At 40.7% G+C, this 25253-nt stretch carries 23 protein-coding genes and 1 pseudogene; 8 read left to right on the top strand and 16 right to left on the bottom strand.

Features of this window, described 5'->3' with window-relative positions; translation table 11 throughout:
- Positions 1 to 81: 81 nt before the first annotated feature.
- On the top strand, positions 82 to 282 hold the full coding sequence (locus D1B33_RS18370; RefSeq protein WP_147370427.1) for a hypothetical protein: 201 nt from the start codon (positions 82 to 84) through the stop codon (positions 280 to 282).
- A 265-nt stretch (positions 283 to 547) separates the two neighbouring features.
- Positions 548 to 2008, top strand: a complete 1461-nt coding sequence (locus tag D1B33_RS16495; RefSeq protein ID WP_118877506.1) for a hypothetical protein — start codon at positions 548 to 550, stop codon at positions 2006 to 2008.
- On the opposite strand, the gene D1B33_RS16500 is transcribed toward D1B33_RS16495, so the two are convergent.
- From D1B33_RS16500 to D1B33_RS16525, 5 genes are all read right to left on the bottom strand, one after another.
- Entirely contained in the window at positions 1965 to 2585 is a 621-nt protein-coding gene (locus D1B33_RS16500; protein ID WP_118877507.1) for a hypothetical protein, read from the bottom strand. The genes D1B33_RS16495 and D1B33_RS16500 overlap by 44 nt on opposite strands.
- Before the next feature lie 174 nt (positions 2586 to 2759).
- Complete coding sequence (locus D1B33_RS16505; protein ID WP_118877508.1) at positions 2760 to 3941, bottom strand: CaiB/BaiF CoA transferase family protein; 1182 nt, start codon at positions 3939 to 3941, stop codon at positions 2760 to 2762.
- 378 nt (positions 3942 to 4319) lie between these two features.
- On the bottom strand, positions 4320 to 4619 hold the full coding sequence (locus D1B33_RS16515) for a DUF6509 family protein (protein WP_118877509.1): 300 nt from the start codon (positions 4617 to 4619) through the stop codon (positions 4320 to 4322).
- An 80-nt stretch (positions 4620 to 4699) separates the two neighbouring features.
- Positions 4700 to 6349: a methyl-accepting chemotaxis protein gene (locus D1B33_RS16520; RefSeq protein ID WP_118877510.1), complete on the bottom strand. Its 1650-nt coding sequence runs from the start codon at positions 6347 to 6349 to the stop codon at positions 4700 to 4702.
- A gap of 10 nt (positions 6350 to 6359) precedes the next feature.
- A complete protein-coding gene (locus D1B33_RS16525) occupies positions 6360 to 7337 on the bottom strand; it encodes a BMP family lipoprotein (protein ID WP_118877511.1) in 978 nt (325 codons plus the stop codon).
- Between the two features lie 223 nt (positions 7338 to 7560).
- On the opposite strand from D1B33_RS16525, the gene D1B33_RS16530 reads away from it, so the two are divergent.
- Positions 7561 to 8742, top strand: a complete 1182-nt coding sequence (locus tag D1B33_RS16530) for an alanyl-tRNA editing protein (protein ID WP_118877512.1) — start codon at positions 7561 to 7563, stop codon at positions 8740 to 8742.
- Positions 8743 to 9102: 360 nt separating this feature from the next.
- On the opposite strand, the gene D1B33_RS16535 is transcribed toward D1B33_RS16530, so the two are convergent.
- The 9 genes and pseudogenes from D1B33_RS16535 to D1B33_RS16575 all read right to left on the bottom strand — a co-directional run bounded on the left by D1B33_RS16535 (position 9103) and on the right by D1B33_RS16575 (position 17330).
- A complete protein-coding gene (locus tag D1B33_RS16535) occupies positions 9103 to 9918 on the bottom strand; it encodes a metallophosphoesterase (protein WP_199677439.1) in 816 nt (271 codons plus the stop codon).
- A 159-nt stretch (positions 9919 to 10077) separates the two neighbouring features.
- Positions 10078 to 11150 (bottom strand): annotated as a pseudogene (locus D1B33_RS16540) (flavin-containing monooxygenase).
- 360 nt (positions 11151 to 11510) lie between these two features.
- Positions 11511 to 11912, bottom strand: a complete 402-nt coding sequence (locus D1B33_RS16545; protein ID WP_118877514.1) for a Na+/H+ antiporter subunit G — start codon at positions 11910 to 11912, stop codon at positions 11511 to 11513.
- Positions 11890 to 12174, bottom strand: a complete 285-nt coding sequence (locus D1B33_RS16550) for a Na(+)/H(+) antiporter subunit F1 (protein WP_118877515.1) — start codon at positions 12172 to 12174, stop codon at positions 11890 to 11892. Before D1B33_RS16550 ends, D1B33_RS16545 begins: the two co-directional genes overlap by 23 nt.
- On the bottom strand, positions 12175 to 12657 hold the full coding sequence (locus D1B33_RS16555) for a Na+/H+ antiporter subunit E (RefSeq protein ID WP_118877516.1): 483 nt from the start codon (positions 12655 to 12657) through the stop codon (positions 12175 to 12177).
- A gap of 5 nt (positions 12658 to 12662) precedes the next feature.
- Positions 12663 to 14141, bottom strand: coding sequence for a Na+/H+ antiporter subunit D (locus D1B33_RS16560; RefSeq protein ID WP_118877517.1), 1479 nt, complete (start codon positions 14139 to 14141; stop codon positions 12663 to 12665).
- Positions 14134 to 14472 (bottom strand): Na(+)/H(+) antiporter subunit C, encoded by a 339-nt coding sequence (locus tag D1B33_RS16565; RefSeq protein ID WP_118877518.1) that lies wholly within the window; start codon positions 14470 to 14472, stop codon positions 14134 to 14136. Before D1B33_RS16565 ends, D1B33_RS16560 begins: the two co-directional genes overlap by 8 nt.
- Position 14473: 1 nt before the next feature.
- Complete coding sequence (locus D1B33_RS16570) at positions 14474 to 14896, bottom strand: Na(+)/H(+) antiporter subunit B (RefSeq protein WP_118877519.1); 423 nt, start codon at positions 14894 to 14896, stop codon at positions 14474 to 14476.
- Positions 14883 to 17330: a Na+/H+ antiporter subunit A gene (locus D1B33_RS16575; protein ID WP_199677440.1), complete on the bottom strand. Its 2448-nt coding sequence runs from the start codon at positions 17328 to 17330 to the stop codon at positions 14883 to 14885. The genes D1B33_RS16570 and D1B33_RS16575 overlap by 14 nt, the downstream gene beginning before the upstream one ends.
- 272 nt (positions 17331 to 17602) lie before the next feature.
- On the opposite strand from D1B33_RS16575, the gene D1B33_RS16580 reads away from it, so the two are divergent.
- Entirely contained in the window at positions 17603 to 18283 is a 681-nt protein-coding gene (locus D1B33_RS16580) for an adenine nucleotide alpha hydrolase family protein (protein WP_118877521.1), read from the top strand.
- A 316-nt stretch (positions 18284 to 18599) separates the two neighbouring features.
- Here the strand turns inward: D1B33_RS16580 and D1B33_RS16585 are convergent, their stop codons facing one another.
- Complete coding sequence (locus tag D1B33_RS16585; protein ID WP_118877522.1) at positions 18600 to 19544, bottom strand: carbohydrate kinase family protein; 945 nt, start codon at positions 19542 to 19544, stop codon at positions 18600 to 18602.
- A 149-nt stretch (positions 19545 to 19693) separates the two neighbouring features.
- On the opposite strand from D1B33_RS16585, the gene D1B33_RS16590 reads away from it, so the two are divergent.
- The 4 genes from D1B33_RS16590 to D1B33_RS16605 all read left to right on the top strand — a co-directional run bounded on the left by D1B33_RS16590 (position 19694) and on the right by D1B33_RS16605 (position 23712).
- The gene (locus tag D1B33_RS16590; protein ID WP_118877523.1) at positions 19694 to 20266 is read left to right on the top strand and encodes a GNAT family N-acetyltransferase; all 573 of its coding nucleotides are present in this window, start codon (positions 19694 to 19696) and stop codon (positions 20264 to 20266) included.
- A 22-nt stretch (positions 20267 to 20288) separates the two neighbouring features.
- On the top strand, positions 20289 to 21182 hold the full coding sequence (locus D1B33_RS16595) for an EamA family transporter (RefSeq protein WP_118877524.1): 894 nt from the start codon (positions 20289 to 20291) through the stop codon (positions 21180 to 21182).
- Positions 21183 to 21271: 89 nt separating this feature from the next.
- Positions 21272 to 22786: an argininosuccinate lyase gene (gene argH, locus D1B33_RS16600; RefSeq protein WP_407656753.1), complete on the top strand. Its 1515-nt coding sequence runs from the start codon at positions 21272 to 21274 to the stop codon at positions 22784 to 22786.
- Positions 22786 to 23712, top strand: a complete 927-nt coding sequence (locus tag D1B33_RS16605) for an N-acetylglucosamine kinase (protein WP_118877526.1) — start codon at positions 22786 to 22788, stop codon at positions 23710 to 23712. Before argH ends, D1B33_RS16605 begins: the two co-directional genes overlap by 1 nt.
- Positions 23713 to 23955: 243 nt before the next feature.
- Here D1B33_RS16605 and D1B33_RS16610 read toward each other — a convergent pair whose 3' ends face one another.
- The gene (locus D1B33_RS16610) at positions 23956 to 25212 is read right to left on the bottom strand and encodes a DUF5050 domain-containing protein (RefSeq protein ID WP_118877527.1); all 1257 of its coding nucleotides are present in this window, start codon (positions 25210 to 25212) and stop codon (positions 23956 to 23958) included.
- Positions 25213 to 25253 lie beyond the last annotated feature (41 nt).

Here is a 25253-nt window from a genome sequence, read left to right on the forward strand (position 1 = left end):
TATCGGAAAATGAAATAATTGCCTCCTCTCTTTGCGCTTTGGTAACATGAGAGGAGAAAATAACAAATAAATGAGGTAATCATGAATACAACCAATCGTAAAGCTAAAAGGCATTTCTATATTTGCCTTTTCATCTCTGTCCTATTTACCATTAACCTGATTCGAACGTATTCCAATACAGGAGAATTGCCAATCGGAAGCGTCATATTTACGGCAGTCGTTTATATCGCCACCCTCCTCGCTGCTTGGTCTTTAAAAGAAAAGCGTAAGCGCCCGTTCTAGCCCCGACAAGCGCTGGAAGGCCCGAATCGAAAGCATCTTTTCAGCTTTCGACCGAGGGACTGAAGCGACCTCGAGGGGCTGGGCGCTGGAGCTAGACACTATTTAAATTCCATAAAAACTTAAAAATAAACGAACGTCTGAAAGAAGGAAGCTCCTTGTTTCAGGCGTTTTTCATCCCCTAAATGTTAATTTTTAAATTTCCATACTATGCCATTAGAATATTTGGTATATTTTGAGTAGGATTTTCTTTGGAAGGAAGAGCGGCATGCTAAAAGTCGATGAGCAAGTATTGAAAGAATCAAATGGAAAGAGTGGACAACCGCTTGAAGAGGCCATTTTCAGACTTTCCAATCGCCCTGATTTTCAACAGGATATTTTTGGAGCAATGCTTCCAATAGACTCTCTGTTAGTAAACCGGACCAGAGCACAAAATCTTATATTTTCTATTGCCAAAAAGTACTGGGGAAAGGTTGATTTATTCTTGCATGCTGCATTGCATGAAATTTCAATCGACCTGGAAAATGCTAATGACCGGATTGAGGCATTCTTTTCATCGCCACAAGGAAAAAAAGCGCTTTTTGATTATTTAACAATCCATAACGAACTTCAATTTGAAAATCTAATGGCACTTGTCTTGAACAAAGATTTAAAGCTTCCAAAATTCAAGTCTGTCGGTGGTTTAAGACAGATTCACCTCTACCAAGTCGGGAGCAAATATTTTGTGCAAGCCATTTTGAATGATCGTTTTGAATTTTGGGATGCTTTGTTTTCCAAAAAAATTTATTCCCTATTTATGCAAGCGCCACTCAATTCTATTCAGCAAGCAAATGAGTTAATCAAGAGATTCAGGTTCTTGGTCGAAACGTACTCTACGTTAAATCAATCCGTTATTACAACAAACCAGCTAATCACATACATAGATCAAGAAAATGTACGTTCCTATCAATTGAAAGAACTTCATTTATATAATGTCATCTCCCATTTTAATGGCGGCAAGAGGCACTTCCAAAAAATCGATGCGCTTATTGAAGATATTATTGCTAATTGGGGCACAGGAAAATGGGCGCTATCCGAGAAAGAATTTACTTTATTAATCTATATAAAAGCCATTACAGCTGCGCATCACAAAATCACCGCTGATGTTATGGAGTATGGGAAGTATTTAATCATGAATGACCGGCTAACGAACCATTCCATCGAATTGCTTTTGGAATATAGTGATGTGCTGCCAAATTTAAAGCCTGAACCTGACAGTCTAGTGAAGCGATATGATAAAAACTATTTAGAGCAAATTTTTTATATTTTAATTGATGCTCTTATACAAAATGAAAAATACAGCGAAGTGGTGCAGCTCATTCAACAGCATGAAATCGCTTCATGCATGAGCATTTATGAGTACTTTGATGATGCGCATCATAATGAGGATGCGTTATTTAAAATAGAAGCCACTGTACAGCGGGACATTGCTTTTATTGTCCATAATTCCCCTCAGTATATATTGCAGTCGGTCGAAGAGTGGCTAAAAAACTATAATGATGAGAAAAGCGCCTTTTATGAAATTGCCTCTATGACTTCTTCTCATCTTTGCAATTTATTGAAAGCCTTTTTTGCAACGGAGCATTATGAGCTTTTTGAAAAGTTGATGGAAGTTTATAAAAAATACTTGAAGATTGATTCCCATTTTAACGATTTAAGAGATTTTGTTTCCGCTTATGTAAAGAACTGATGACGCAGTAGATTGGTGAATTGAAATCGTACCGTTTGCTTTGGGTGCTTGCATCATAATGGATATAGTCACCCACCTTCCCTTTATAAATCAAAGAGATGGAAGGCAAATTTATAAAATCATTCGGTTTCATGAAGTACGGGCAAAATCCATGCAAGGAAAGGCCTGTTTCCTTGAATAAGGTTGCAATGAATTGAGAGCAAAAAAATGCTCTCTTTCTTTTTAGTTTTACTTTACAGGCAACACCCAGTAATCCAACGAAATTATACTTAAAGTTCTTTTGATGTTTTTTGTAATAGTCTATTTTATCTTGAAGCATTTGATATTGCGCTTCCGTTACAGGGCATGCATAGATGGCGCAATTTGACTCCCTCAGCAGCTTTGATGCCGGGTTTTCCTGTACAAAACCGCCAATCCAGGGATTGTTCTCATGTTTCCGGCCAAAGCTGTACATTTCCCTTAAACTTGAATCGAAAGCCAATGATACATGATTAAATTCATGCTGTGTATAAAGGCGTATCCCCCTTGAAAGAACCGTATTGGTTTCTGTTAGAACAATATAAATCTCCTTTGTCATTCTCATCCACCTCTACAACAAAACTGTAGGTCATATCATAACAAATAAATATGTAGAAACACTTCATAAAATTATTAAGATTTCCTTAATTATTTCGACTCACGTTTATTCCATTTTGCAGGAAGTATTACGGAAAAAAAGAGCGATTTCATATCGAAACCGCTCCTTCAAATTTTATTCTAAAACGCCACGTTCATTTAACTGATGAATGTGTTCATCGGAATAACCAAGATTTTTCAAGACCTCATTCGTATGCTCGCCCAATCGTGCTCCAACAAATCGATAAGTTGGCTCCGCCCCATCGAACTTAATGGCAGCCCCAATTTGCTTTTGCTTATTTCCATTGGCATCCGGTACTTCCACGATCATTTGCCGCGCTTGGATTTGCGGATGATCGCAAGCTTCCTCGAAAGTTAAAACAGGCTCTACGCAGGCATCCAAGTCTTTAATGATATCAAGCCACTCATCAAAATCCTTCGTTAAGAACGCATCCTTTACCGCTTCTTTGAATCGCTTTTGCGTATAGGCGGAATCGTTAAAGGTGCTGTGAATCAATTCGGGTATGTCCAATGCTTCACATAAAAGCTTGCGGAACTGAGGTTCCAAGCTTCCGACAGAAAAATACCTTCCATCTTTCGTTTGATAATAATCATAGAAGGTTCCACCGTTTAATATCTCCTCTTCCGGCTGAGGCAAATGGCCGCTTGCCAAAAAAGACGTTCCATAGAGGGCATTGAATGTAAAAGCTGCATCGGTCATCGAGATATCGATGCATTTGCCTTCACCCGTTTTCTCCCGATGCAAAGCGGCAGCCAGCACCCCTACTGCTGCATGCAACGTCCCGCCTGCAATATCGGCAACTTGGAAGCCCAAAGCAACCGGTTTTTTTCCTTTCAATCGAGAATGATCAAGAAGGCCTGCAATCGAAAGATAGTTATTATCGTGACCCGGACGCAATTGATACGGCCCTGTTTGTCCAAATCCGCTAATTGAACAGTAAATCAATTTTGGATTTACAGCTTTTAACGATTCATAGTCGATCCCCAATCGTTTCATTACGCCCGGTCTAAATCCTTCGATCACAATGTCATATTCTTGAACCAGCGATTTTACGATTTCAATTGCCTCGGGCGTTTTTAAATTTAATGTAAGCGACCGCTTGGAACGATTTAGATGCTGATGAATATACGACTCCTTATCTTCCGTATAAGGCGGCATAATTCGCATCAAATCCACTCGGCGGGAAGATTCAATATGGATTATATCCGCCCCATAGTCTGCAAACATCATTGTCGTGAATGCCCCCGGCAATAAAGATGAAAAGTCGAGAATTTTTAACCCCTTTAGTATCGTCATTTCCCCATCTCCCTTTCAAAACAATTGTACAAGTATCCCCCAAAACTGTATTAAAACAGAAATATGATATTTAATCAGTATTATAACAGTTTGTTTCTGAAATTTATACACTTTATTGTCATTATAGTTTAAATAATCAGAAAACATTATAATTAACCTCAGATAATAAGAGATTTAACTTCCTTTGTGTTTGAATTTTTAATTTTTTATTAAGACATTGTAAAACCACCCATTTTTTTCAATAAATCGAGTATGATTGGGTAGAGCTAGCTAGCAATAGCAACGGCTCCCTTATACGTGAAATAGCCCAGCTTCCATTTCGGAGCTGGGCTATTATATTTTAGGCCAAGAAAGAGGCAGAGTGTGAACGGTACCTCTTTATTCGATATTTTCTTTTGTTAATTGTTCCTTGCAAAAATTGAGGATCATACTGATTTCATCTTCTTCAAGCTCGAAATCGAGATAGTCATTATTCCCTTTATCAATAAGGAAATAGTTTAAGATGAAAATGTCATTCTCTTGTTTTTGTCCAACCAGAACACGCACTTCAATTCCGGCTTCCGAATATAATTCGTCTTCTTCATCTACTTCAATATCCAATAAAAACTCAAAGCGCTTTCCTTCAATAATGTTTGTTGGATCCAGTATTTCTTCAATTGAAAATTGTGTAATTTCCATTCTTCAAACTCCCTTACTTTTGACTTACAAAGCGTCTTTGAAGCATTGTTGTCTATTGTTCTATAATAACGTATTGTTTCTCAAATTGTAAATTTAGATAGACGCAATTGCAATTCTTCCGCCAGGTGTGCCAGTGAATTGGCTGCACCCGTGATTTCTTCCATCGAGGCTAACTGCTCCTCTGAAGTGGCTGCAACGGAAGCTGAATTCTCCGAAGCAATTTTTGAAACGTGAGCCATTTCATTGGCATGTGTTGATACTTTTATCACTTCTTCATTAATTCGTTGAGAAATTGTTGTAATATTGAGCACCTGTCCTTGGACATGGTTTACTGATTCTTGAATGTTGCTAAAGGTAGTTTGTGTCTCCGAAGCAATTTCCAAACCTTTGTTGACCCGTTGTTTTACATCATTGATGGAGTTCACCGTTTTTTCTGTATCTTCTTCGATTCTATTTGCAATTCCGGTAATATTGGATACCAGATTCCGCGTTTGGTCGGCCAGCTTTTTCACTTCATCTGCAACAACGGCAAACCCTTTTCCTGCTTCGCCAGCTCTTGCTGCCTCAATGGATGCATTTAGCGAGAGCAAGTTTGTCTGATCGGCCACTTCCGTAATTTGCGTTAAAACTTTTACAATTTCCTTCGTTTGATTGTTTAATACGATAAGAGCATGGTCCGTTTCCTCTACTGATTCGTTTATGCGCTTCATTTGCGAAACGGTTTCTTCCACATAATTCGACCCTTCTTTTGTCTTCTCGCTTGCGGAAACCACCAGCTGCTGTGCGACATCTGCGTTTTTTGTAATTTCATTCACCGCAGATAAGCTCTCATCCGCTGATTGAACAGATTCACCCGACATGAATGTTTGCTTCTCTGCTCCACTCGCAACTTGTTGAATTGAGTCGGAAATCAGTTCCGCGCCCTTCATCGTTTCATCGGCGCTTGCCATTAACTCTTCTGCTGAGGCTGCAACCTGGCTTGAACTGCCCTGAACATGGGATAAAAACTCTCGCAATGTTCTCGACATTTGATGAAAGGCATTTTGCAACTGTCCAATTTCATCAGCGGTTGAAGATTTCTCCACTACAATGGCCAGATTTCCCTTTGCGATTTCCTCAGCATTGCGAGTCACTTGTCCAATACGGCGAACGATGCGATTTGTTAACAAGAATGCCGTTGTAATACTGCCAATTAAAAGAATGGCAATCAAAATCGTCGACAGGGAAATAATCGATTGAATATTATTTTCCAGCTCTTCTTGCATCGAATTATATTGTGAGGTAATGTTGCGTTTCAACTCGATCACATCGTTGATCAATCCTTTTGTCCGAATGGACTGTCTTTTAATTTCCGATTGGCTATTATCCTCAATTGCTTGATTAGATTCACTTGAAATTTGATTGAATTTCCTTGTGATTTTATCAGCATATTCTTTCTGTTTTGAGCTCGTTAAGGATGGTGCCAGTTTTGCATAAATTGTTTCAATGGATTGCAAATCTTGATTAATGTCATTTTTGTTGCTTTCCGAGCTATTTAATGAATAACTGCTCAATGACTTTTGCAGACTTTTTGCCGAACTGTTCAACTCTTCTACTGTAACCAATGATTGAACGATTGCTTCCGTTGATGATTTCAAGGTAAATAATTGGCTAATATTAAAGCCAATAATACACGTCGAAAGCAGCAAGGGAATCATTGATAATAGTAATATTTTATGTTTTAACTTCACCTTCATCACCCTATTTCCGTACTGTCGCAGTTCCGTTGGAGATTTCTTCGATGTACTGGTCCAGTGTTTTTTGTTCTTGAGCCGATAAGCTTATGATGCGAATGGGTGCAATGGCTACCCCATTTTCTTTTAAACCGAGTTGTTGATCTTTTTCACTAATCGAGCCCTTTTCAGCTAATTCTTTTACCGTATTGAAAATCGCTACGTCCACTTGCTTTACCATTGAAGAGACAATCGCTTCTTCCGCAAGATAAAATTGATCGCTATCTACCCCAAAGGAGTAAATCCCCGATTCTTGTGACTGGAGTAAAACTCCTACCCCCGTAAAGCCCGCTGCTGGATAAATATAATCCACCCCGGAAACAATCATTTCTCCCGCAATCTTTTTTCCCAGCTGGTCATCACCAAATGTCCCAGCATATTCAGTTAAGATCTTGGCATCGGGATTCACTGCCTTTACACCGTCAACAAAACCGTTTTCAAACTTATGTATGAGTTCAACGTCTTCCCCGCCGACAAATCCAACGACATTGCTTTGTGTTTTCATGCCTGCAATCACACCAACCAAAAAGGATCCTTCTTCTTCTTTGAAGGTAATATTATATACATTGGGCAAATCAGATTTGGAATCTATTAATAGGAAAGATACTTCCGGATATTTTTGAGCGGCTGTTTCCAATGCTTCTTGAATGGAGAAACCAAGTCCGATGATTAAGTCATTTCCCTGTTCCACCAATTCCTCCAATCCTTGCTCATAGGTTTCGGAATCTTGCAATTCCCGGTAATCAAAGGAAATGCCCAACTCATCACGAGCTTTCTCAAGACCCGCAAATCCCATATCGGAAAATGATTGATCACCCAAGCCATTATCCGATAACATAATTCCAACTTTCAGTTGATCATCACTAGATTGTTCTTCTACGTTATTACATGCCGAAAGAACTACCATACTAATAATCAACAATAATACAAATGTATGTTTCCTCATTTTCTTCACTCCTACTTATGTCTGTTGCAATGCTGTATCATTATTCAATTTTTGCTAAAACAACAAAAATTAGTAATTTTATGCTACTTTAGTTTACATGAAGATTTTCCCTATGAAAATAGTAAAAATAAAATTTCCCAGGTTTTATCTAAAGTATGAAAGTGACACTTATTTCTAAATATGAAACAATAAAGGGAACAGCTAGTGTAAAGGAGGAGATTTGATGAAGGAGCTATTTTTTTATCAGGACGCGATGTTGAAGGAATTTTCAGCGAGTGTCATTCATAAGGGAGTAGATGATAAGGGGCCATATGCAGTACTTTCTAATACAGCATTTTACCCAACTGGCGGAGGTCAACCGCATGATACCGGAAAATTGAACGATGTGTCAGTAGTGGGTGTAGAAAAGGTAGATGAAGAAATACGCCATTACATTGAAGGCAATGGCGAGTCTTTGGAGGGGACAGTAAGAGGGATCATAGATTGGGAACGTAGATTTGACCATATGCAGCAGCACAGTGGCCAGCATATTTTAACCGCTTCTTTTGTGGAACTTTTCGACCTTCCAACGGTCAGCTTTCATCTAGGGAGTGAACTTGTCACGATTGACCTTGCTGCATCTCTCGTAACGGATGAACAGCTTGCCCAAGCAGAAAAACGTGCAAATGAGATTATTTTAGAAAACCGGCCAATTGAAACGAAATGGGTAACAAAGGATGAATTATCGCAGTATCCTCTTCGCAAAGAGGTAGCTGTAGAGGAAGACATCCGTCTTGTCATCATTCCTGATTTTGATTATAACGGCTGCGGCGGCACTCACCCTACTTCAACCGGACAAGTAAGCTGCATCAAAATTATGGGCACTGAAAAAATGAAAGAGAACACTCGCGTTTCGTTTGTCTGCGGAAATCGTGTATTGAATCAGCTGGATATGAGGAAAAACGTTTTGTCGGATGTTGCCCGACAGCTAAGTGTACCAGAAGAGTCTGCGGCGGAAGCATTGCGGAAAGTGTTGTTCGATACAAAAGCGATGGAAAAAGCTTTGGAAGACGCACAAAATAAATTGCTTGAATATGAGGCAAAGGAACTTATGGAGAGCAGCGTCAATGGGCTTGTTGCGGCATCATTTGAAAATCGCCCTGTGCAAAATTTGCAAAAGCTTGGCCGGGCCGTTGTTTCCGAACACAGCGAGGGAATCTGCCTTCTTGTCGCCGAAAACGAAGACAAACTTCAATTTGTCGCCGCGCGCGGAAGTAACAGGAATCAAAACATGAAAGAGGTCGCCAGTGCCATTCTTCCATTGATTAATGGAAGAGGCGGCGGAAATGATGCCTTTGTTCAAGGCGGCGGTGAAAAGATTCTTGCTGCACATGAGCTGTTGGAAGAAATGATAAAAATTATATAATTTAGGTGGAAGGAGTCCCACAATTAAGTATGTACTGGATCAATTTTGAAGCGGAGTCGATTGTTTAGCTTCACGCAATTACTAGAGTTTACAGTGATTCCTGCGAACAGGCTTCTGAAGTGCTATAGATCAATTCTGCTTTTTAGCCATGAGATAGCGGCTGCTTTTATCAAGCAGTTAGCTATCTTGTAAGTTTCGCATTTTCCTGATTGCTTCTAAGGGACAGCTTTTACCGATTTCTATCTGATGTTGTCCCATAACTCCACACTTTCGGACAACTTTGCCATTTCCCCCTAGTTGTCCGGTTTCCGTTCAATTCTATTCGTTTCACATGCAAGTTCCCGTTTCAGGAAACTCTCTCTATTTTGATTTCAACTCGACTGTAACCACTTCAGGCAAGTTAAAGATGCGGTAAGGAAAATCGCTATTGCCCAACCCACGGCTAACATTCATTGTTGTTCGATCCTTTTCATACATCCCCGCAGTATATTTGGGCAATACCCCTTGACCAGGCGCAACTAGCCCGCCAACAAAAGGAATCCTTATTTGCCCACCGTGTGCATGGCCCGAAAAGACTAGATTCATCTCATTTGCGACATACGTATTAAATTTCTCGGGGCGATGAGCCAACAGAACGGTTAAATTCTCCGGGTTCACACCCGTCATCGCTTCATTTAACATTTCCTGGGTCTCGACACCATTCAAAGGATCTTCTATCCCGACAATCGAAATGGTCTCCCCTTCGCGTTCAATTGTTGTCGACGTATTCGGCATTACATGAACACCGATTTCAGTCAATGCTTCATAGATTTCTGGCACTTGGTTCGTTGCCACTTCATGATTTCCTATCACATAATAAACCTCTGCCATCTCGACAAATTGCCGCACTGCCATTAAACTCTGTTCCAGATTATAGCGATTGCTGTCAATCACATCACCCGTGATTAAAATAATATCCGGATTGGTTTCCTTAACCTCTTTAACTAGCTTTTCTTGCCTCTCGCCAAAAAGAGCATCATGCAAATCCGACACTTGCGTGATCCGAAAGCCATCAAAGCTTTGGGGAACCTTTTCTGATTCATAGACTTTTTCAGTTGTTACAATCCAATGATTATTAATATATAAAAATGGCCAAACACCAATTAGTAGTAGACAAAAAATAATAAACTTTTTCAAAATACCCGCTCAATTCATTACTAGTTTAACGGTAGAACATGGGACTACCATCCTCAATAATAGTAACATGCTTTGGAACATTCAAGAATAGAATCGCAATACTTTGCAAAAATTGGTTCAAACTATGAATTAGCGCTTTTTAATCCAGCAACAAATCTACTATTTCCAGTTCCTGATTTTACTAGGCTCCAGTATATTTTTAATCAAATATTCTGCGTCTGCGCCAACTCCTTGAAGAAGTGCCGAGCCTCTGCTATATTGCCATGGCAATCCCAAAAAGTATAATCCCTCTACTGGGGTGATTCCCCTTTGGTGAATGGGGCTCCCTTTCTCGTCCAGCACTCCATCGACGGCAATCCATTGAAAATCAGACTTGAAACCCGTTGACCAAATTACGTTATTTACGCGCACTTCACTATGATCTTCAAAAACAACTAAGTCATTTTTTATAGAGATGGTTCTGGGCTTTACAATTACCTTGCCGCCCTTGATCAATTCTTTAAGCTCAAAACCAAAGATTGGATCAGGCTGTTTTTTTAGGAACTGGCCAACCCTCGAATATAGGCTCGCTCTATATATTCCGAATTGATCTAACCACCAAAAGATGCTTTTTCCCATGACTTCTTGCGGAAGAAACTTTGGCTCTGGCTAACTGATATGTAGGTTTTTCTGTCTTTTGATAACTCTACTGCAATTTGCGATCCCGAATTGCCCCCACCCACCACTAATACGGAGCCATCTCTAAGCTGCTCGGAATTCTTGTATTGAGAGGAATGCAATTGCAGAACCTGTTCCGGCAAGTTTACCGAAAATGCCGGAATGAGCGCATTTTGGAATGCTCCCGTTGCAATCACTACATTTTTGGCAGTATATTCCCCTTGATTGGTTTTAATGCAAAACCCCTTATCGGCTTTATGTAATCCTTTTACTGAGTACTCTAGTTTTACGGGAAGTTTAAATGCATTAACATATAAAGATAAATACTCTGCAATTTGATCTTTTGTTGGATAGTCGCTCTGAATCCCTTCCAACGCCAGACCCGGCAGTGAACTGTAAGTGCGTGGCGTAAATAATTTAAGAGAATCATATCTGTTTTTCCAAACCTCCCCAATCTGCTTCCCTTTATCAAGAATTAAAAAAGAGCGATTGGTTTGCTGCAAATAATACCCCATTGAAAGCCCGGCTTGGCCGGCACCGATGACAATTACATCATATTCCACGAATATCCCCATCCCATTGAATTCATGTTTTTTATGTTCCAATCATTTCCAAAGGGAAATGTTTCTTGTTCATAGAAATTTCATTTATCTTATATTCCTATATATAACAATTATAACTAGTCAAACTGTTAAATAACAAAGTTTCTATGTTTACCCTATTAAAGTTTTAAGAGACATAAAATATATATCCACAATCGCCCTAATTTTTATCCACTCACCTCACTTCTCCACAGGATTATCCTCATTTTCCCGACTTGTCCCCATAGAAATTTTGATATTTGCCTTAAAATAGCCGTAAAATTATCCACAAATAAAAAACACTCACTTTTATACAAAGCGAATGTTTTTTATTTGTGGATAAGTATTTATTTTTCATTCATGTTTATCAACATTGTCCGCCGTGATTGTAGGCGAGGTTTGTTCATCACCAAACAATACGGGCTTAAGTGCATCATCGCCCGAGCCTTCTGCCAGCGGGACACGTGCACGATACGCTGCCCGTGTAACCAGGTGGCCGGATACTGGGGCAGTAATGAAAACAAAAACAATCCCCAGAATCAAGCGAACACTCACATATCCATCATGCACCCAAAAATAGATAAATGCCCCGGACAAACAAGCCAGTACCGCCATTGTCGAACTTTTGGTGGCAGCGTGGGATCTTGTATAGACATCCGGTAATCTAATCATCCCAAATGCGCTAATCATACTAATAATGGACGCAAGCAAAACTGAAAGCACGGCAATCCATTCAAGAATCTCCTTTACGTTCAACAATAACACCCCTTTCGATATATTTCGAAAAGGCGATGGTTCCGATAAAAGCCAAAATCCCCAAAATTAGAATGGCTTCCAGAAAGGCTGTAGTCGACAAAATAATGGAGACGATGGCAATGGCCGAGATGATATTAACGCCAATCGTATCCAATGCAATGGCCCGGTCCGGCATCGTAGGTCCCACGATCGAACGGTAAAGCAGCAACCCAATCGCAATCATAAAAAACGTTAGCGCTAATAGTAAAATGGTTTCCTTCATCTACCGTGTCACCTCCATAATTGCTTTTTCAAACTTCCCGATTGAACGGATCACCGATTCCTTCGAATCTTCTATATCCATCGCATGTATATAAAAGACATCTCCGCTCTCGGATACTTCCATCACAACAGAACCGGGGGTAAGTGTTAAAAGCAACGCCAAGGCTGTTACTTCCCACTCTCCCTTTAAACTTGTTTGATACGTAAAAATGCCTGGCGTAATCTGCAGATTTGGCGTCAACACCTGTCTTGTAACCACAAAGCCGGAAGTCATCAATTCCTTGATAAAAAGCAAAATTAAATAAATAATTTTGGCTAACTTTCGCAAGTAAAATTGAGTGCCGAAAAATCGATGCATCACATACAGAATGCCAATCCCGACCACAAAGCCGGTAAAGAATGTCGTTAATTGCGGTATTGGCTCATCCATTAACAATAGCCACAACAAAGCAATAAATAGATTTAATAAAAACTGTCCGAACAATCAACTCACCCCTTTAAAATCGCATCAATATAGATGGACGGATTCATCAAGGTTTCTGCCGCATCTTTTACATAGACCGCGATACTTTCTGCTCCAATACCTAAGTAAATGATAGAAATGGCCAATAAAATAAACGAAGTATAAGCGCCTTTTGGAATTGGTTTTTTGTCTTCCGGGCTAATTGTCGTTTCACCAAAGAAAGAAGCAAGGAATATTCTTAACAAGGAATACAACACAATAATACTCGAAGCAAAACCTAATGCCAGCAAGATATAAGAATGAGCTTCAATCGCTCCTTGGCCAATTAACACCTTTCCGATAAATCCACTAAACGGTGGAATGCCCGCCAAGGCCAGCATCAGGATGAAATAGATCCATCCAAATATAGGATAGATTTGAATCAGTCCGCTCATTTTCTTTACGACTGTCTCACCCGTTAAGTAAATCATCATTCCGATGAGCAAGAATAATAATGCCTTTGCCACGATGTCGTGGATTAAATAATAGATTGCCCCCGCCATGGCGGATTCCGTACCAACTGCCAATCCAATTAAAATAAACCCAGTCCCAATAATGACGTTATATGTAGCAATCGTATAGACATCCCGTCCCGCTAATGCGCCCATACAGCCTGCAATGATCGTTAGGCCTGCCATGATGCCGATAATGGTATGCGTCACCTCTTGTTGAAGCGGGAACATCAGTGTAAAAGTACGAATTAGTGCATATATTCCTACTTTTGTTAAAAGAGCCGCAAACAACGCTTGAACAACTGTTGGCGGTACACTATAAGATCCTGGAAGCCAGAAGAATAATAGCAGCCCCGCTTTTAAACTGAATACGATTAAGAACAAAATCGCTACCGTTGTAATTAAAGGATCTTGCCCAACCTCAGCAACACGCTGGGCAATATGCGCCATATTCAATGTTTTGACGCTGCCATATAAAAAGGCAAGTGCAACAAGGAACATCCACGAAGCAACAACGTTAATCAATACATATTTCAATGATTCCCGCAACTGCCTCTTCCCGCCGCCAAACGCGACCAGTACATAGGAAGCGAGCAGCATTACTTCAAAACAAACAAACAGATTAAAAATATCCCCCGTTAAAAAGGAACCATTTACACCGGCTACCAAAAACAAAACAAACGGGTAAAAGAACATTTTTTCATATCTTTGTCCCATCATTGAAAAAGCATAAAGCAGACAAATTAAAGTCACAATGCTTGAAGTCAATACAAGCAATAGCGAAAAGGAGTCCGCTACAAAGAGAATTCCAAAAGGAGGCATCCAGCCGCTAAAATCCAACCGGATGATTCCTTCAGTTTGAACGATATTTAACAAAATAAATGAAACGATGCATACAAACCCCATTGTTACGAAACTAATAATCCGCTGCAGCACAATTTGGTCACGCAAAAATACGAGAACAACTGCCGTAATAATGGGGATGATCAGCGGCAAAACGATTAAATTATTCATCAGGCATCTCCCTCAATTCGTGGAAATCATCCGAACCATTCGTTTTATATGTCCGATATGCCAAAACCAGCAGCAATGCCGTCGTCGCAAAACTAATAACGATGGCAGTTAAAATCAGTGCTTGCGGCAATGCATCGGTAAACGGTCCCTCAGATTGGCTAAGTATCGGGACATCGCCTTTTTTAAGCCCTCCCATTGTCAGAATCAATAAATGAACGGCATGGGAATAGATGGCTGTCCCTAAAATTACGCGAATTATATTTCGAGAGAGGATTAAATAGGTTCCAACAGAAGCCAGAATACCAACTAAAATCATTATTAACGATTCCATATTATTCATCCTCACCTATACTTAAAATTATGGTCACAAGCGTACCGATAACTGTTAAAGCTACGCCTGCTTCGAAAATGGTTACGGTTGTCAGGTGTTTCTCCCCTAAAATCGGGATGTTGAAGTAGCCATCCGTTTGAGATAGAAACGGAGCATCGAAAAGGATGGAGCCAACCGCTGTGCCCGTTGCCAATAGAACACCCAGCGCCGCCACTTTTTTGAAATCAAAGGGCATTTTTTTATGAACGGTTTCCAAATCATACGTAATATACAAAAGGACAATCGCCGAACCTAATACTAGCCCGCCAATAAATCCCCCGCCTGGTGCGTTATGGCCTGAGAAGAAAAGGTAGACACCGAGCGTTAAAATGATGAAAATAACGCCTTTGACAACGGTTCTTAAAATGACATCATTTATTTTCAATGTCAGCACCCTCCTTTTTCGCTGCTTTTAAGTTAATGAGCGTATATACGCCCAGCCCTGCGATAAAGAGCACCACAACCTCCAGCATTGTATCGAACGCACGGAAATCTCCCAATATGGTATTGACGATATTTTTACCGCCGGCCAGTTCATAGGAATTTTCAAAATACGTCGAGATCGTTTCGAACTTTTCATAATTAACGACTGCTAAACCGATTAATGTAACCGTCGCACCTACAAGAATCGAAATGACCCCGTTCGAAACTTTTACACGTTTGGAAGAAGGTTCAGGCTTTAAAGCCCCTAGATGCTTAAAACAGATTAAAAAGAGCGCAGTTGTAACAGATTCCACGACCAATTGCGTCAATGCCAGGTCGGGCGCTCTGAAAATGACAAAGAAAAATGCAACCGAATAACCCAAAACGCCGTTTAGCAATACAGAGGTAATCCGTGATTTAGCAAAAACAAGCCCGATCGCCGTGAAAATCATGATGAATACGAGAAGCAATTCATAGGTTTCAACAGGTGCGTCCAACCTAGGGTTCCAAGAAAATGCATCCAAGGCTACAAAGGTGCCCGCAACAATTACGACAAAACTTATATATATATAAATAAAGTAATGCGTTAATTTCCCGTTCATATATCGGTTCGTTATACTTTCCGAAACGTTTTCGCTCGTAGTGATAACTCTTTCATATATGGCATTCAACGTCCAATTTTGCGGGAAAATACGATAAATCTTCTTCCAATATTTCAATAACCGGTATAAAACAATTCCTAGCACAATGACGCCTATTGTCATTAATAACTCTATATTAAACCCGTGCCATGCCGAAATATGCGGCGTCATTTCCGCAGCAGACGGGAAAGTCGGATAGACGCTGGCCATTGCCGGTTTTAAAATATACTCTCCCAATAGATTCGGGAAGAAGAAAATGGCAATCACTAGGGTTATTAAAATAAATGGAGAGATCAACATCCCCAAAGGCGCTTCATGAGGATTTTTCTCTTGAATATCCGGTTTTATTTTTCCCAGGAACGTTCTGTTCACTATAATGATGCAATAAACAAACGTTAAAATGCTGGCTACCCACGCGATGAGCGGAATTAAGATGCCCGTCGATTCGATCGAGAATACATCCAATTGCAGAATTTTAACGGTCGCGGCAAAGAACATTTCCTTACTTAAGAACCCATTAAATGGCGGCAACCCGGCCATTGAAAAGCTTCCGATAACCGCAATGGTAAAAGTAAACGGCATGATGGACATCAACCCGCCCAAGCGCCTAATATCACGTGTTCCTATTTCATGGTCGACGATTCCGACCATCATAAAGAGAGCACCTTTGAAAGTGGAGTGATTAATTAAATGAAATAGTGCTGCAAACGTAGCTTGGGTATAAATAACCGTATCGGCTGAATACCCGAGATGCACAGCAACAGACCCTAGTCCCAGCAAGCTCATGATCAAACCTAGTTGACTGACTGTGGAGAATGCTAAAATCGCCTTTAAATCTGTTTGGCGAACCGCATTAAATGAGCCCCAGAATAGAGTAATTAATCCTACTCCCGTAACTGTCCAAAACCAAACCATTTCCCCGCCAAAAACCGGTGTAAAGCGGGCTACCAAATAAATCCCGGCTTTAACCATTGTCGCCGAATGCAGATACGCACTAACGGGTGTAGGCGCTTCCATTGCATCCGGAAGCCAGATATGGAATGGAAATTGGGCAGACTTCGTGAATGCTCCCAATAAAATCAAAATAAGTGCAGGAATAAATAGTGAATGCTCACTGATCTTTTCTACATTCGCAATAATTTCACGTATACTGAATGTTCCCGACATCACATACAGCATTAAAAATCCTGTCAGCATGGAAACGCCGCCGGACACCGTAATGGTCATGGATTTTCTCGCCCCGGCACGTGATGCTTTCCGGTGATGCCAAAAAGCGATTAAAAGGAATGAAGAAACACTTGTTAATTCCCAAAAGGCATACAGTACCATCAAGTTATCCGAAAACACTACACCCAACATAGCGCCCATAAACAATAGCAAATAACAATAAAAATGATGTAGCGATTCTTTCATTGATAAATAGAAAATGGAATACAATATCACTAAACTTCCCACACCTGTGATCAATAAGCTTAATATCAAGCTTAATCCATCGATATAGGTAGTGAAATTAAGATTAAATGCGGGGATCCACTCATACGTATGGGTATAGGTTTCACCGTTTGCAATACGAGGGATATATGTAGTCAGGATAAGGAACAAGCTAACAGGAATGATCAGTACAATCCAACCTAGATACTTTTTTCGCAATTGCTTGTTAAATAACAGGATAAGTGCTGCCATAATAAACGGAATTAGTATAATGGCAAAATCAATTGTCACAAGCCAATACCTCCTTTTTTCGTAACAAAACATGGAAATAGTTTTATCCACTTGACTTAAATAAATAGTCACTTATAATAATGTGGCATAAAGATAAACATTTTATTATCTGTTTGCACTATTTAACAAAATAGTTATTTTTGAATATTTAAAGCAAAATTTTATTATCTTTCCCAATACTAAGTATACAATAAGAATAATTTACATGCATTCGATACGCATTTACTTTGCTTATTTATACGTTTTTTTGCTAAGAATGATTTATATAGTTGTATAATGAACCGAATTAAAGGAGCAAATGATCTATGAAGCATGCAAAAAGAATAGATGAAAGTATTTTAGTCTGTGTTTATTATGGGCTTAATGGAGAACGTCTGATTCGCAGGGGACATAAACTTGCTACTTTATTGGATTGTCCACTCTACATTTTGACAGTAGATGCCAAACCGGTGGATACATTTGATGCTGAAAAATCAGGCTATATCGACAGATGGACAGAGTTGGCAAAAGAACTGGAAGTAGAAGATTTTATCATTCGCGACAACGAAAAACGTCCGATTCAAAAAGTTATTGCTGATATTGCGCGCGAGAAAAATATCACTCAAATTATTGTCGGCCAAAGTGCACAAAGCCGTTGGGAAGAAATCACGAAAGGATCATTCGTAAATGTTTTGTTGAAAGAAATTCCGTTTGTGGACTTCCATATCGTGGCTGTCAACCGACCTGTAGTTGATGATGAAGGCAACCCTTTTGAAAAAGGTGTTCGCGCTTATGTGATTCGCGACTCCGAAACCTATAAAATTGCCTTTACTTGCCCGAACAAGGCTTCCATTGAAGGCATTTTCTTTAAAGAAATCGGGACTGACTTCGACAATGGCGTCTTTAAATTTTCCTTTGAGAGCAAAATGTATGAAGTTAAAATCAAGGAAGGTCTTGTAACGAATCCACACTTAATCCATTCTATTTATGGTGTCACAAGTGTCTAAATATAAGAACTGCACCCAATGGTTAGTAACGACTAACTTTTGAGGTGCAGTTTCTTTTATGTTTCACTATGGCTGTTTGTAAGCAATAGGGTTTCTCTTGGGATGGAGCGTTGGGTGGTGTCTATTCGACCGTTTCGCACCCTGCTCACTTCAAACAGGCGTTTAGACGCTTCCTATTCACCGGTTTAGGACAGGTTCACTTCAAACGGGCGTTTAGATGCTTCCATTTGACCGGTTTGCGCAAGATTCACCTGTAACTACGCCAATCTATCAAAAACAACCGGCAGTCGACACTGCCGGTTGTTTTAAGGTCTAACTATATCCACTCTTTTACTTCATTATAATGCGGCAGTGCTGTTAATGCGCCTGGTTTTGTGGCTGCCAGGGCACCGAGTTTGTTGCCAAATCCTGCACACTTCATTAGCTCTTCAGGAGTTGTTGGCAATCCATTAAAATGCACATAACGCAGGACGCCGGCCATAAAGGCATCTCCCGCACCGGTTGTATCAACAGCTTGCACTTTTTCCGTAGCAACATGCATTGCTTCGCCATTCAGAACCGCATATGTTCCTTCTGCTCCAAGCGTAATAAGAACAATCGGCACCAAATACTGGCTTATTCTCTCGATCCCTTCCTGCAGGTTATCGGTTTCTGTCAGGAAAAATAACTCTTCATCCGTTAATTTCAGAATGTCGGCATCTTCAAAAAAGGATGTGACGATTTCACGGCAAAACTCTTCACTGCTCCAGCGCAATGGGCGGATATTCGCATCAATGGCAATAATGGCTCCTTGGTCTTTGGCCATTTCTACGCCTTTTCGGGTAGTTGCCAGTGCAGTTGGGTGGAACATCGTGCCGGAACACACGTTAAAAACGGAAGCTCTTTTAAATGCTTCCTGATTTAATTGTTCTGGAGTTACCTGCAAATCAGGGGTTTCATCAACGTAATCTTTAAAAATCCGCTCGCAATCTTCCGTTAAATGAACGTATACCCCACTTACACGTTTTTCTGGTGCAAGGATGGCGTAGTCCATGCCGACTCCCTCGCGCTCCAGCTCTGCGCGAACAAATTCAGATGTTTGATCATCGCCCGTTACGGTAATTAAAGCAGATGGGGCTCCTATCCTGCTAATTCCTGCGGCAACATTCACTGTTGCTCCCCCGCAAAAAATCGTAAACGCTGTATTGGTTTTATCATTGGCTATATAATCAACGAATGCATCTCCGTAAACTAATACGAACTCTTTATTGGACTCACGCATGAGTAGTCAACCCTCCGAAATTTTATAGTTATTTCAGCGTAACATAATTTTTACGAAACCTTAAAATTTAAAACTATTCAGATAAGCAGAAAGTCATTTCTTCCTTGAATATTTTGTTATAATTTTTTGAGGAAGGATTGAAAATAACCATGACAATACAAATAAGAAAAGCTATAGTAGAGGATGCACATCAAGCAGCCCCTTTAATTTATGAGGCGCTTGGCGAGATTGCAAACCGATTAACAGGAGAATCGGAAGTATCCAAAATTCTGGAACAACTTCAAGTTCTTTTTAAAAGAACGGCTAATCGCCACTCTTTTTTAAATACTTATGTTGCCGTAAATAACGTAAACAAAAACATCCTAGGCATCATTGTTTTATACAACGGTGAGGATGGCGCTAAATTAGATGCCGGTTTACAACAATGGCTTGAGCAAAAAAACGCTCCCATTTCAACTATAGATGCAGAGGCGCATCCAGACGAATTTTACATCGATACGATCTGTGTTCATCAAGATGCTCGGGGATTGGGAATAGGAACAAAACTTTTACTTTATGCTGAAGAAGTTGCTTTGTCACAAGGATATTCAAAGCTTTCCTTAAATGTAGAAACTCAAAAAGAGGATGCCCAAAGATTATATAAACGTCTTGGTTTCACAATTTCTGAACCATGGACAATCATTAATGAACCATTTTTCCACATGGTCAAAAAATTAAATTAACTAGAAATGCAGGTAATACATCATGAAATTACAACTTTTATATCCCCTACTAATCGTCATAGCCTCAAGCAGCTATGGCTTATTATCTACCATTATCAAAGTAGCTATGGGGCATGGATTCACTACCAATGAAGCCGTAACAAGCCAATATTTGATCGGTTTTTTGATGGCTTTGATTTTGTTCCTTTTCACACAAAGAAGTTTGCCGAAATTAAGTAAATCCGACATCCTGACAATTGTAGCGGCTGGAGTCTTTACCGCTACAACGGGGATGGTTTATGGACTAGCCTTAAACTATATCACTGCCTCCATGGGGGTCGTTTTATTTTTCCAATTCACTTGGATTGGTTTATTGATTGACTGTATTATTCATAAAAGATTACCGACTCGCTATGAAGCATTTTCGCTGGTTTTCCTGCTTGGTGGAACTCTTCTAGCAGCCGGAGTGCTCGATACAAGCTTTGCTGCAATTCCATGGCAAGGATGGGTTTATGGTTTGCTGGCAGCTACAAGCTTTGCAATTTTCATTCAAGTTAATTCCAGAAAAGTAGAAGGATTATCGTCAATTTCACGTACTTTCCTAATGTCTACTGTTGCATTAATTATCGTATCGATCTTTCTCTCTCCAGAAATCATTTGGAATGGTACATTATTTAAAACCGATTTGTGGATTTTCGGGATAGTATTAGGGGTCTTCGGCATTATCCTGCCGTTTTTATTGCTCTCCATCGCGGTTCCAAAAGTAGGCGGTGCCCTTTCTTCCATCTTAAGTGCTATGGAATTGCCCGTTGCTATTATGGCATCGGTATTGGTATTAAAGGAATCACTGACACTCCTGCAAGTTGTGGGAATTGTCCTGGTGCTGATTGGAATGGTCTTGCCGACTGTACTAGCCCAGAGAAAAAGACCCTATTAACATCTAATAGTAGTAACCCATTCTTTATGTACCCAATACTTTTAAAGTTAGCTAAAATTTGAAAGGTTTTTGCGGAGGCGTTGATTTTGATATTTCAAGATTTTAAAAGCCAGATAATCGAACGGGAAGGCACCCTGTTCCCTTCTTCCAGTTACCGTCAAATGGTGCTTCAGCCGGCATATGATGAAGCAAAGAAACACTTTTTAAAGTCCATGGTACACATACACATTGCCCATTTAAAAATGTTGGAAGAGCAGCAGCTTGTGGCCGCTGAGGAGGCAAAACAAATCGGGCGAGCCCTGGCAAAGCTTGATCTGGATGATTTTGGACAGCGTGATTATAATCCTCAATTTGAAGATTTGTTTTTCCGCATCGAAAACGAACTCATCCAACTTGCGGGAGATGCAGCAGGCAATTTGCATATAGGCCGCAGCCGCAATGATATGGGAATTGCCATTTATCGCATGACATTGCGGAAGAAACTGTTGTCCTTGATGGAAGAATTGCTCTCTCTGCGCTCTTCCTTGATTGCCTTTGCAAAAGAGCATGTGGACACGATCATGATTGGCTATACACATACACAGCAAGCACAACCGACCACTTTTGCACATTATTTAAAAGCTGTGATTGATCAATTAACAAGGGATTTTACAAGGATGCAAGCAGCCTATGCAACCATCAATCAAAGCAGCATGGGGGCAGCGGCACTTACTACAACAGGCTTTAACATTAATCGACAACGAATGAAAGAATTGCTCGCATTCGATGGAATCATTGAAAATGCATGGGATGCTGTGGCAGGGGCAGATTATATTGCAGAAGCTGCCAGTGTCGTACAACTTGCCGCGCTGAACCTTGGGCGAACATCGCAGGATTTTCTGCAATGGGCAACACAGGAGTTTAATGCAATTAGTTTGGCAAGCCCCTACGTGCAAATTAGCTCAATTATGCCGCAAAAACGAAATCCTGTTTCAATCGAACATACCCGTTCATTGTTATCTGCAGTTGTCGGCGATGCTTCCACCGTGCTGCAAATGATTCATAATACACCTTTTGGGGACATTGTCGATACGGAGGATGATATGCAGCCGTATTTATGGCGTGCAATCGAAAGGCTGCGTGGAATCTATCAACTTTTTGGCAGTTTGGCAGTAACGATGGAGGTAAACAAAGAACAGCTGTTGAAGCGGGCGGAAAATAGTTTTGCCAATGTAACGGAACTTGCGGATTCTCTTGTACGCTCCGAGAATATATCTTTTAGGCAATCGCACCGCATTGTAAGCAGCTGCATCAAAAAATTGCTCGCTGCAAACAAAACTTCTCTTCAAAGCTTAACATGGGAAGTAGTGAATGAAGTAACCCAGGAATTGACAGGAAAAGCATTGCAAATTTCAAAAGAACAGTTTGATCATGCACTACAGCCCGAGTACTTTGTTAAAGTGCGCTCATTACAAGGTGGACCGGCGCCGGAAACGATGCACAACTCACTTCTTGAAGCACAATCTACTGCAACCTTGTTGGAACAATGGGTCAAGGAAAAGAATGAAAGAATCGTAGACTGCGAAGTGCAACTCCAGCAGTTTCTTGAAGGCTGGGTGAAATAATGGAAGAATCAATCATCCTTGCTGTTGATGGCGGGGCGACAAAAACAACATTAACCGTCCGAACAAGTTCCGGAAAATGTTTATTTGAAAAAACAGCCCGCGGTTCCAATTATCAAACAATCGGTGAAACTGAGGCAGTAACAGTATTGGGCCAACTCCTTTGCGACGCATATATTTCAGCGAAAGTGGAAAGGATCCACGTTGCCGTTTTCGCCATTGCGGGAATCGATACAAAGGCGGATTTGGAAGCTGTCACGCATATTGTCAAACAAAGTTTAAAGAGAGCCCCCTTTATAATAGAAGAACTCCTGATCGAAAACGATGGTCATTCTACCCTATTAGGTCTGGTTGAAGGAAAACCGGGTGCCCTTCTAATTGCTGGAACAGGCTCCATCGCGTTTGCTACGGATGGCAATGGAAAGGTGGTCCGTTCAGGAGGATGGGGACACCGCGCAAGTGATCAAGGCAGTGGGTACTGGATTGGACGGCAAATCTTACAGGCGGTTTTCAAATCGGAGGATGGAGTACTACCTCCGACTTTATTGAAACAGCTGGCATTCCAGCAACTAAACATTTATTCAATCGATGAACTCGTTGCTTGGCTTTACCAACCGCATTATACCAATGCCCTAACAGCAAGTCTTAGCCCGGTCCTTAATGAGGCGATTATGCTTGGCGACGAGCAAGCGCTCGTGATTGCACAGCAAGCTACACAGGAGCTTTCCTTGTTGGTTAAATCCTCGCTTTCCAAAATCGAGTATGGCGTGGCCCCATTCCCTCTATACTTAAATGGCGGCATTTTGCAGCATAACTCTTTCATTTTGGAACGCTTGCAGGAACTTCTAAGGAACGCTTATCCGAAGATTTCCTTTAACCTGTGCAGTGAACGGCCTATTGAATATATTGCAAAACGTGCTTTGCTTTAAAACAAAACCCTTAAACAGCTGACGTGAATGCTGTTTAAGGGTTTTTAAGTAATCTACGCTTTTCTATTATCCAGCTGCGAACGCCAGCTCCTCGAGCGTTTCGGTACCTTCCCACGTGTGTAGGCACACTCGTCAGGTACCTCCAACGCTTGAGGCTCACACGATGTGAGTCATGTCGGCGATGCAACACAACGTTGCGGTTTCGCCGACGCGGAGCTTACGGGCGTTCTCCGCTTTTCTATGTCAAAGCTCCATCTTTTTCAGTCCGTCATTTGTTGAAAAGTATAAATAACCATCCTCAACAAATAAATTGTTTACTTCTTCACGGAATAAAATGGACTCGTCCGTTCCATCCTTTCGAATTTTTGACAGATAAGCCCCTTTTGAATAATTGCTGAAATACAGCCAATCGCCATAGCCAACAATAAATTGTGCGCGGCTATCCGTTAAACGTGTGGTTTCGCCAGTGTTCACATCTACTCGATATAAAATATCGTTGTCGTTCACATTGCTATAGTAAATCAATCCGTCCTGTTCATAGGCGTGGTCAATTTGAGCCATAAAGTCATATTTTAAATTCGTTGCCTCCGGATAATCGGAAGTCTTCCAAGTATGATCGCGCTTCATTTGTTCGTCATCGATTAAGAAATATTCATAGCGGACGATATTTTTCCGATCGGGTGTTGGATCATTCCACGTTGTATCCAGGTGATACCAATCTCCATCCACTTTTACTAAATTCCATGCATGTCCACCTGTATAGACTTCCCCGATGACGTATTGGGTTTCCATCCCCAATCCCTCGAGTATTTTCAAAGCAAGCAAAGCATAGCCCTGACAAACACCTTTATGTTCATGCAACACTGCATAAGCACTATGCGGACTGGCAGTTGATTCCGTGCTGTAGGCTGTATTCTTCACAATAAAATCATTGACGAACTTCACTTTTTCAAAATCGGACATCGACTCGACCGGGACCGTCGATAAAAGTTCGGCTACTTTTTTATTGACGATTTCCTCTTGTGCTGCGTTGGTCAAATACGTTTGATGCACCCTGATTTTCGCATCGAAACGGCTATATTCGTATTCGATTTTGCGCTCAGCCAAATGTCCCAGAATATAATGATTGCGATTTGACGCCTCATCCACAGCAGATTGAATGATCTGTTCAATATCCGCCGTGCTTCCGACATAATGAATTTCAAAATTGTTTTCCCAGCGACTTAAATAATAATAAAAAGAATCCGCCAACTCTTCGACGGTTTGTACCTTCGCAGGCAATTCCGCATCCGGTGGTGTTTGTGTAGCAGCAGTTGTGGTATGAATGAGCGTATCCTTTGCCGAATTCACAGTTGAAATGACTTCTGAAGTTGCATCCTGAATAACTACCTCATTGGCATTCAAAAATTGTTTAGCCTCATCCAGCCATTGCGAGCCGTAATCGTAGATCGGCTTTACCAGTACAAGCACTACAACAAAAAACGTTATCCGTTTTAACAAAATGCACCACCTCTCCATCAAACATTCAATACAAATTTATA

The organism is Ureibacillus yapensis (assembly GCF_003515775.1).
In the GTDB taxonomy this organism is placed as follows: domain Bacteria; phylum Bacillota; class Bacilli; order Bacillales_A; family Planococcaceae; genus Ureibacillus; species Ureibacillus yapensis.

Coding starts and splice junctions, on each gene's coding strand:
- D1B33_RS18370 (WP_147370427.1), top strand. CDS start 82: ATGAATACAACCAATCGTAAAGCTAAAAGGCATTTCTATATTTGCCTT.
- D1B33_RS16495 (WP_118877506.1), top strand. CDS start 548: ATGCTAAAAGTCGATGAGCAAGTATTGAAAGAATCAAATGGAAAGAGT.
- D1B33_RS16500 (WP_118877507.1), bottom strand. CDS start 2,585: ATGACAAAGGAGATTTATATTGTTCTAACAGAAACCAATACGGTTCTT.
- D1B33_RS16505 (WP_118877508.1), bottom strand. CDS start 3,941: ATGACGATACTAAAGGGGTTAAAAATTCTCGACTTTTCATCTTTATTG.
- D1B33_RS16515 (WP_118877509.1), bottom strand. CDS start 4,619: ATGGAAATTACACAATTTTCAATTGAAGAAATACTGGATCCAACAAAC.
- D1B33_RS16525 (WP_118877511.1), bottom strand. CDS start 7,337: ATGAGGAAACATACATTTGTATTATTGTTGATTATTAGTATGGTAGTT.
- D1B33_RS16530 (WP_118877512.1), top strand. CDS start 7,561: ATGAAGGAGCTATTTTTTTATCAGGACGCGATGTTGAAGGAATTTTCA.
- D1B33_RS16550 (WP_118877515.1), bottom strand. CDS start 12,174: ATGAAGGAAACCATTTTACTATTAGCGCTAACGTTTTTTATGATTGCG.
- D1B33_RS16560 (WP_118877517.1), bottom strand. CDS start 14,141: ATGAATAATTTAATCGTTTTGCCGCTGATCATCCCCATTATTACGGCA.
- D1B33_RS16565 (WP_118877518.1), bottom strand. CDS start 14,472: ATGGAATCGTTAATAATGATTTTAGTTGGTATTCTGGCTTCTGTTGGA.
- D1B33_RS16575 (WP_199677440.1), bottom strand. CDS start 17,330: ATGTTTTGTTACGAAAAAAGGAGGTATTGGCTTGTGACAATTGATTTT.
- D1B33_RS16580 (WP_118877521.1), top strand. CDS start 17,603: ATGAAGCATGCAAAAAGAATAGATGAAAGTATTTTAGTCTGTGTTTAT.
- D1B33_RS16585 (WP_118877522.1), bottom strand. CDS start 19,544: ATGCGTGAGTCCAATAAAGAGTTCGTATTAGTTTACGGAGATGCATTC.
- D1B33_RS16590 (WP_118877523.1), top strand. CDS start 19,694: ATGACAATACAAATAAGAAAAGCTATAGTAGAGGATGCACATCAAGCA.
- D1B33_RS16595 (WP_118877524.1), top strand. CDS start 20,289: ATGAAATTACAACTTTTATATCCCCTACTAATCGTCATAGCCTCAAGC.
- D1B33_RS16605 (WP_118877526.1), top strand. CDS start 22,786: ATGGAAGAATCAATCATCCTTGCTGTTGATGGCGGGGCGACAAAAACA.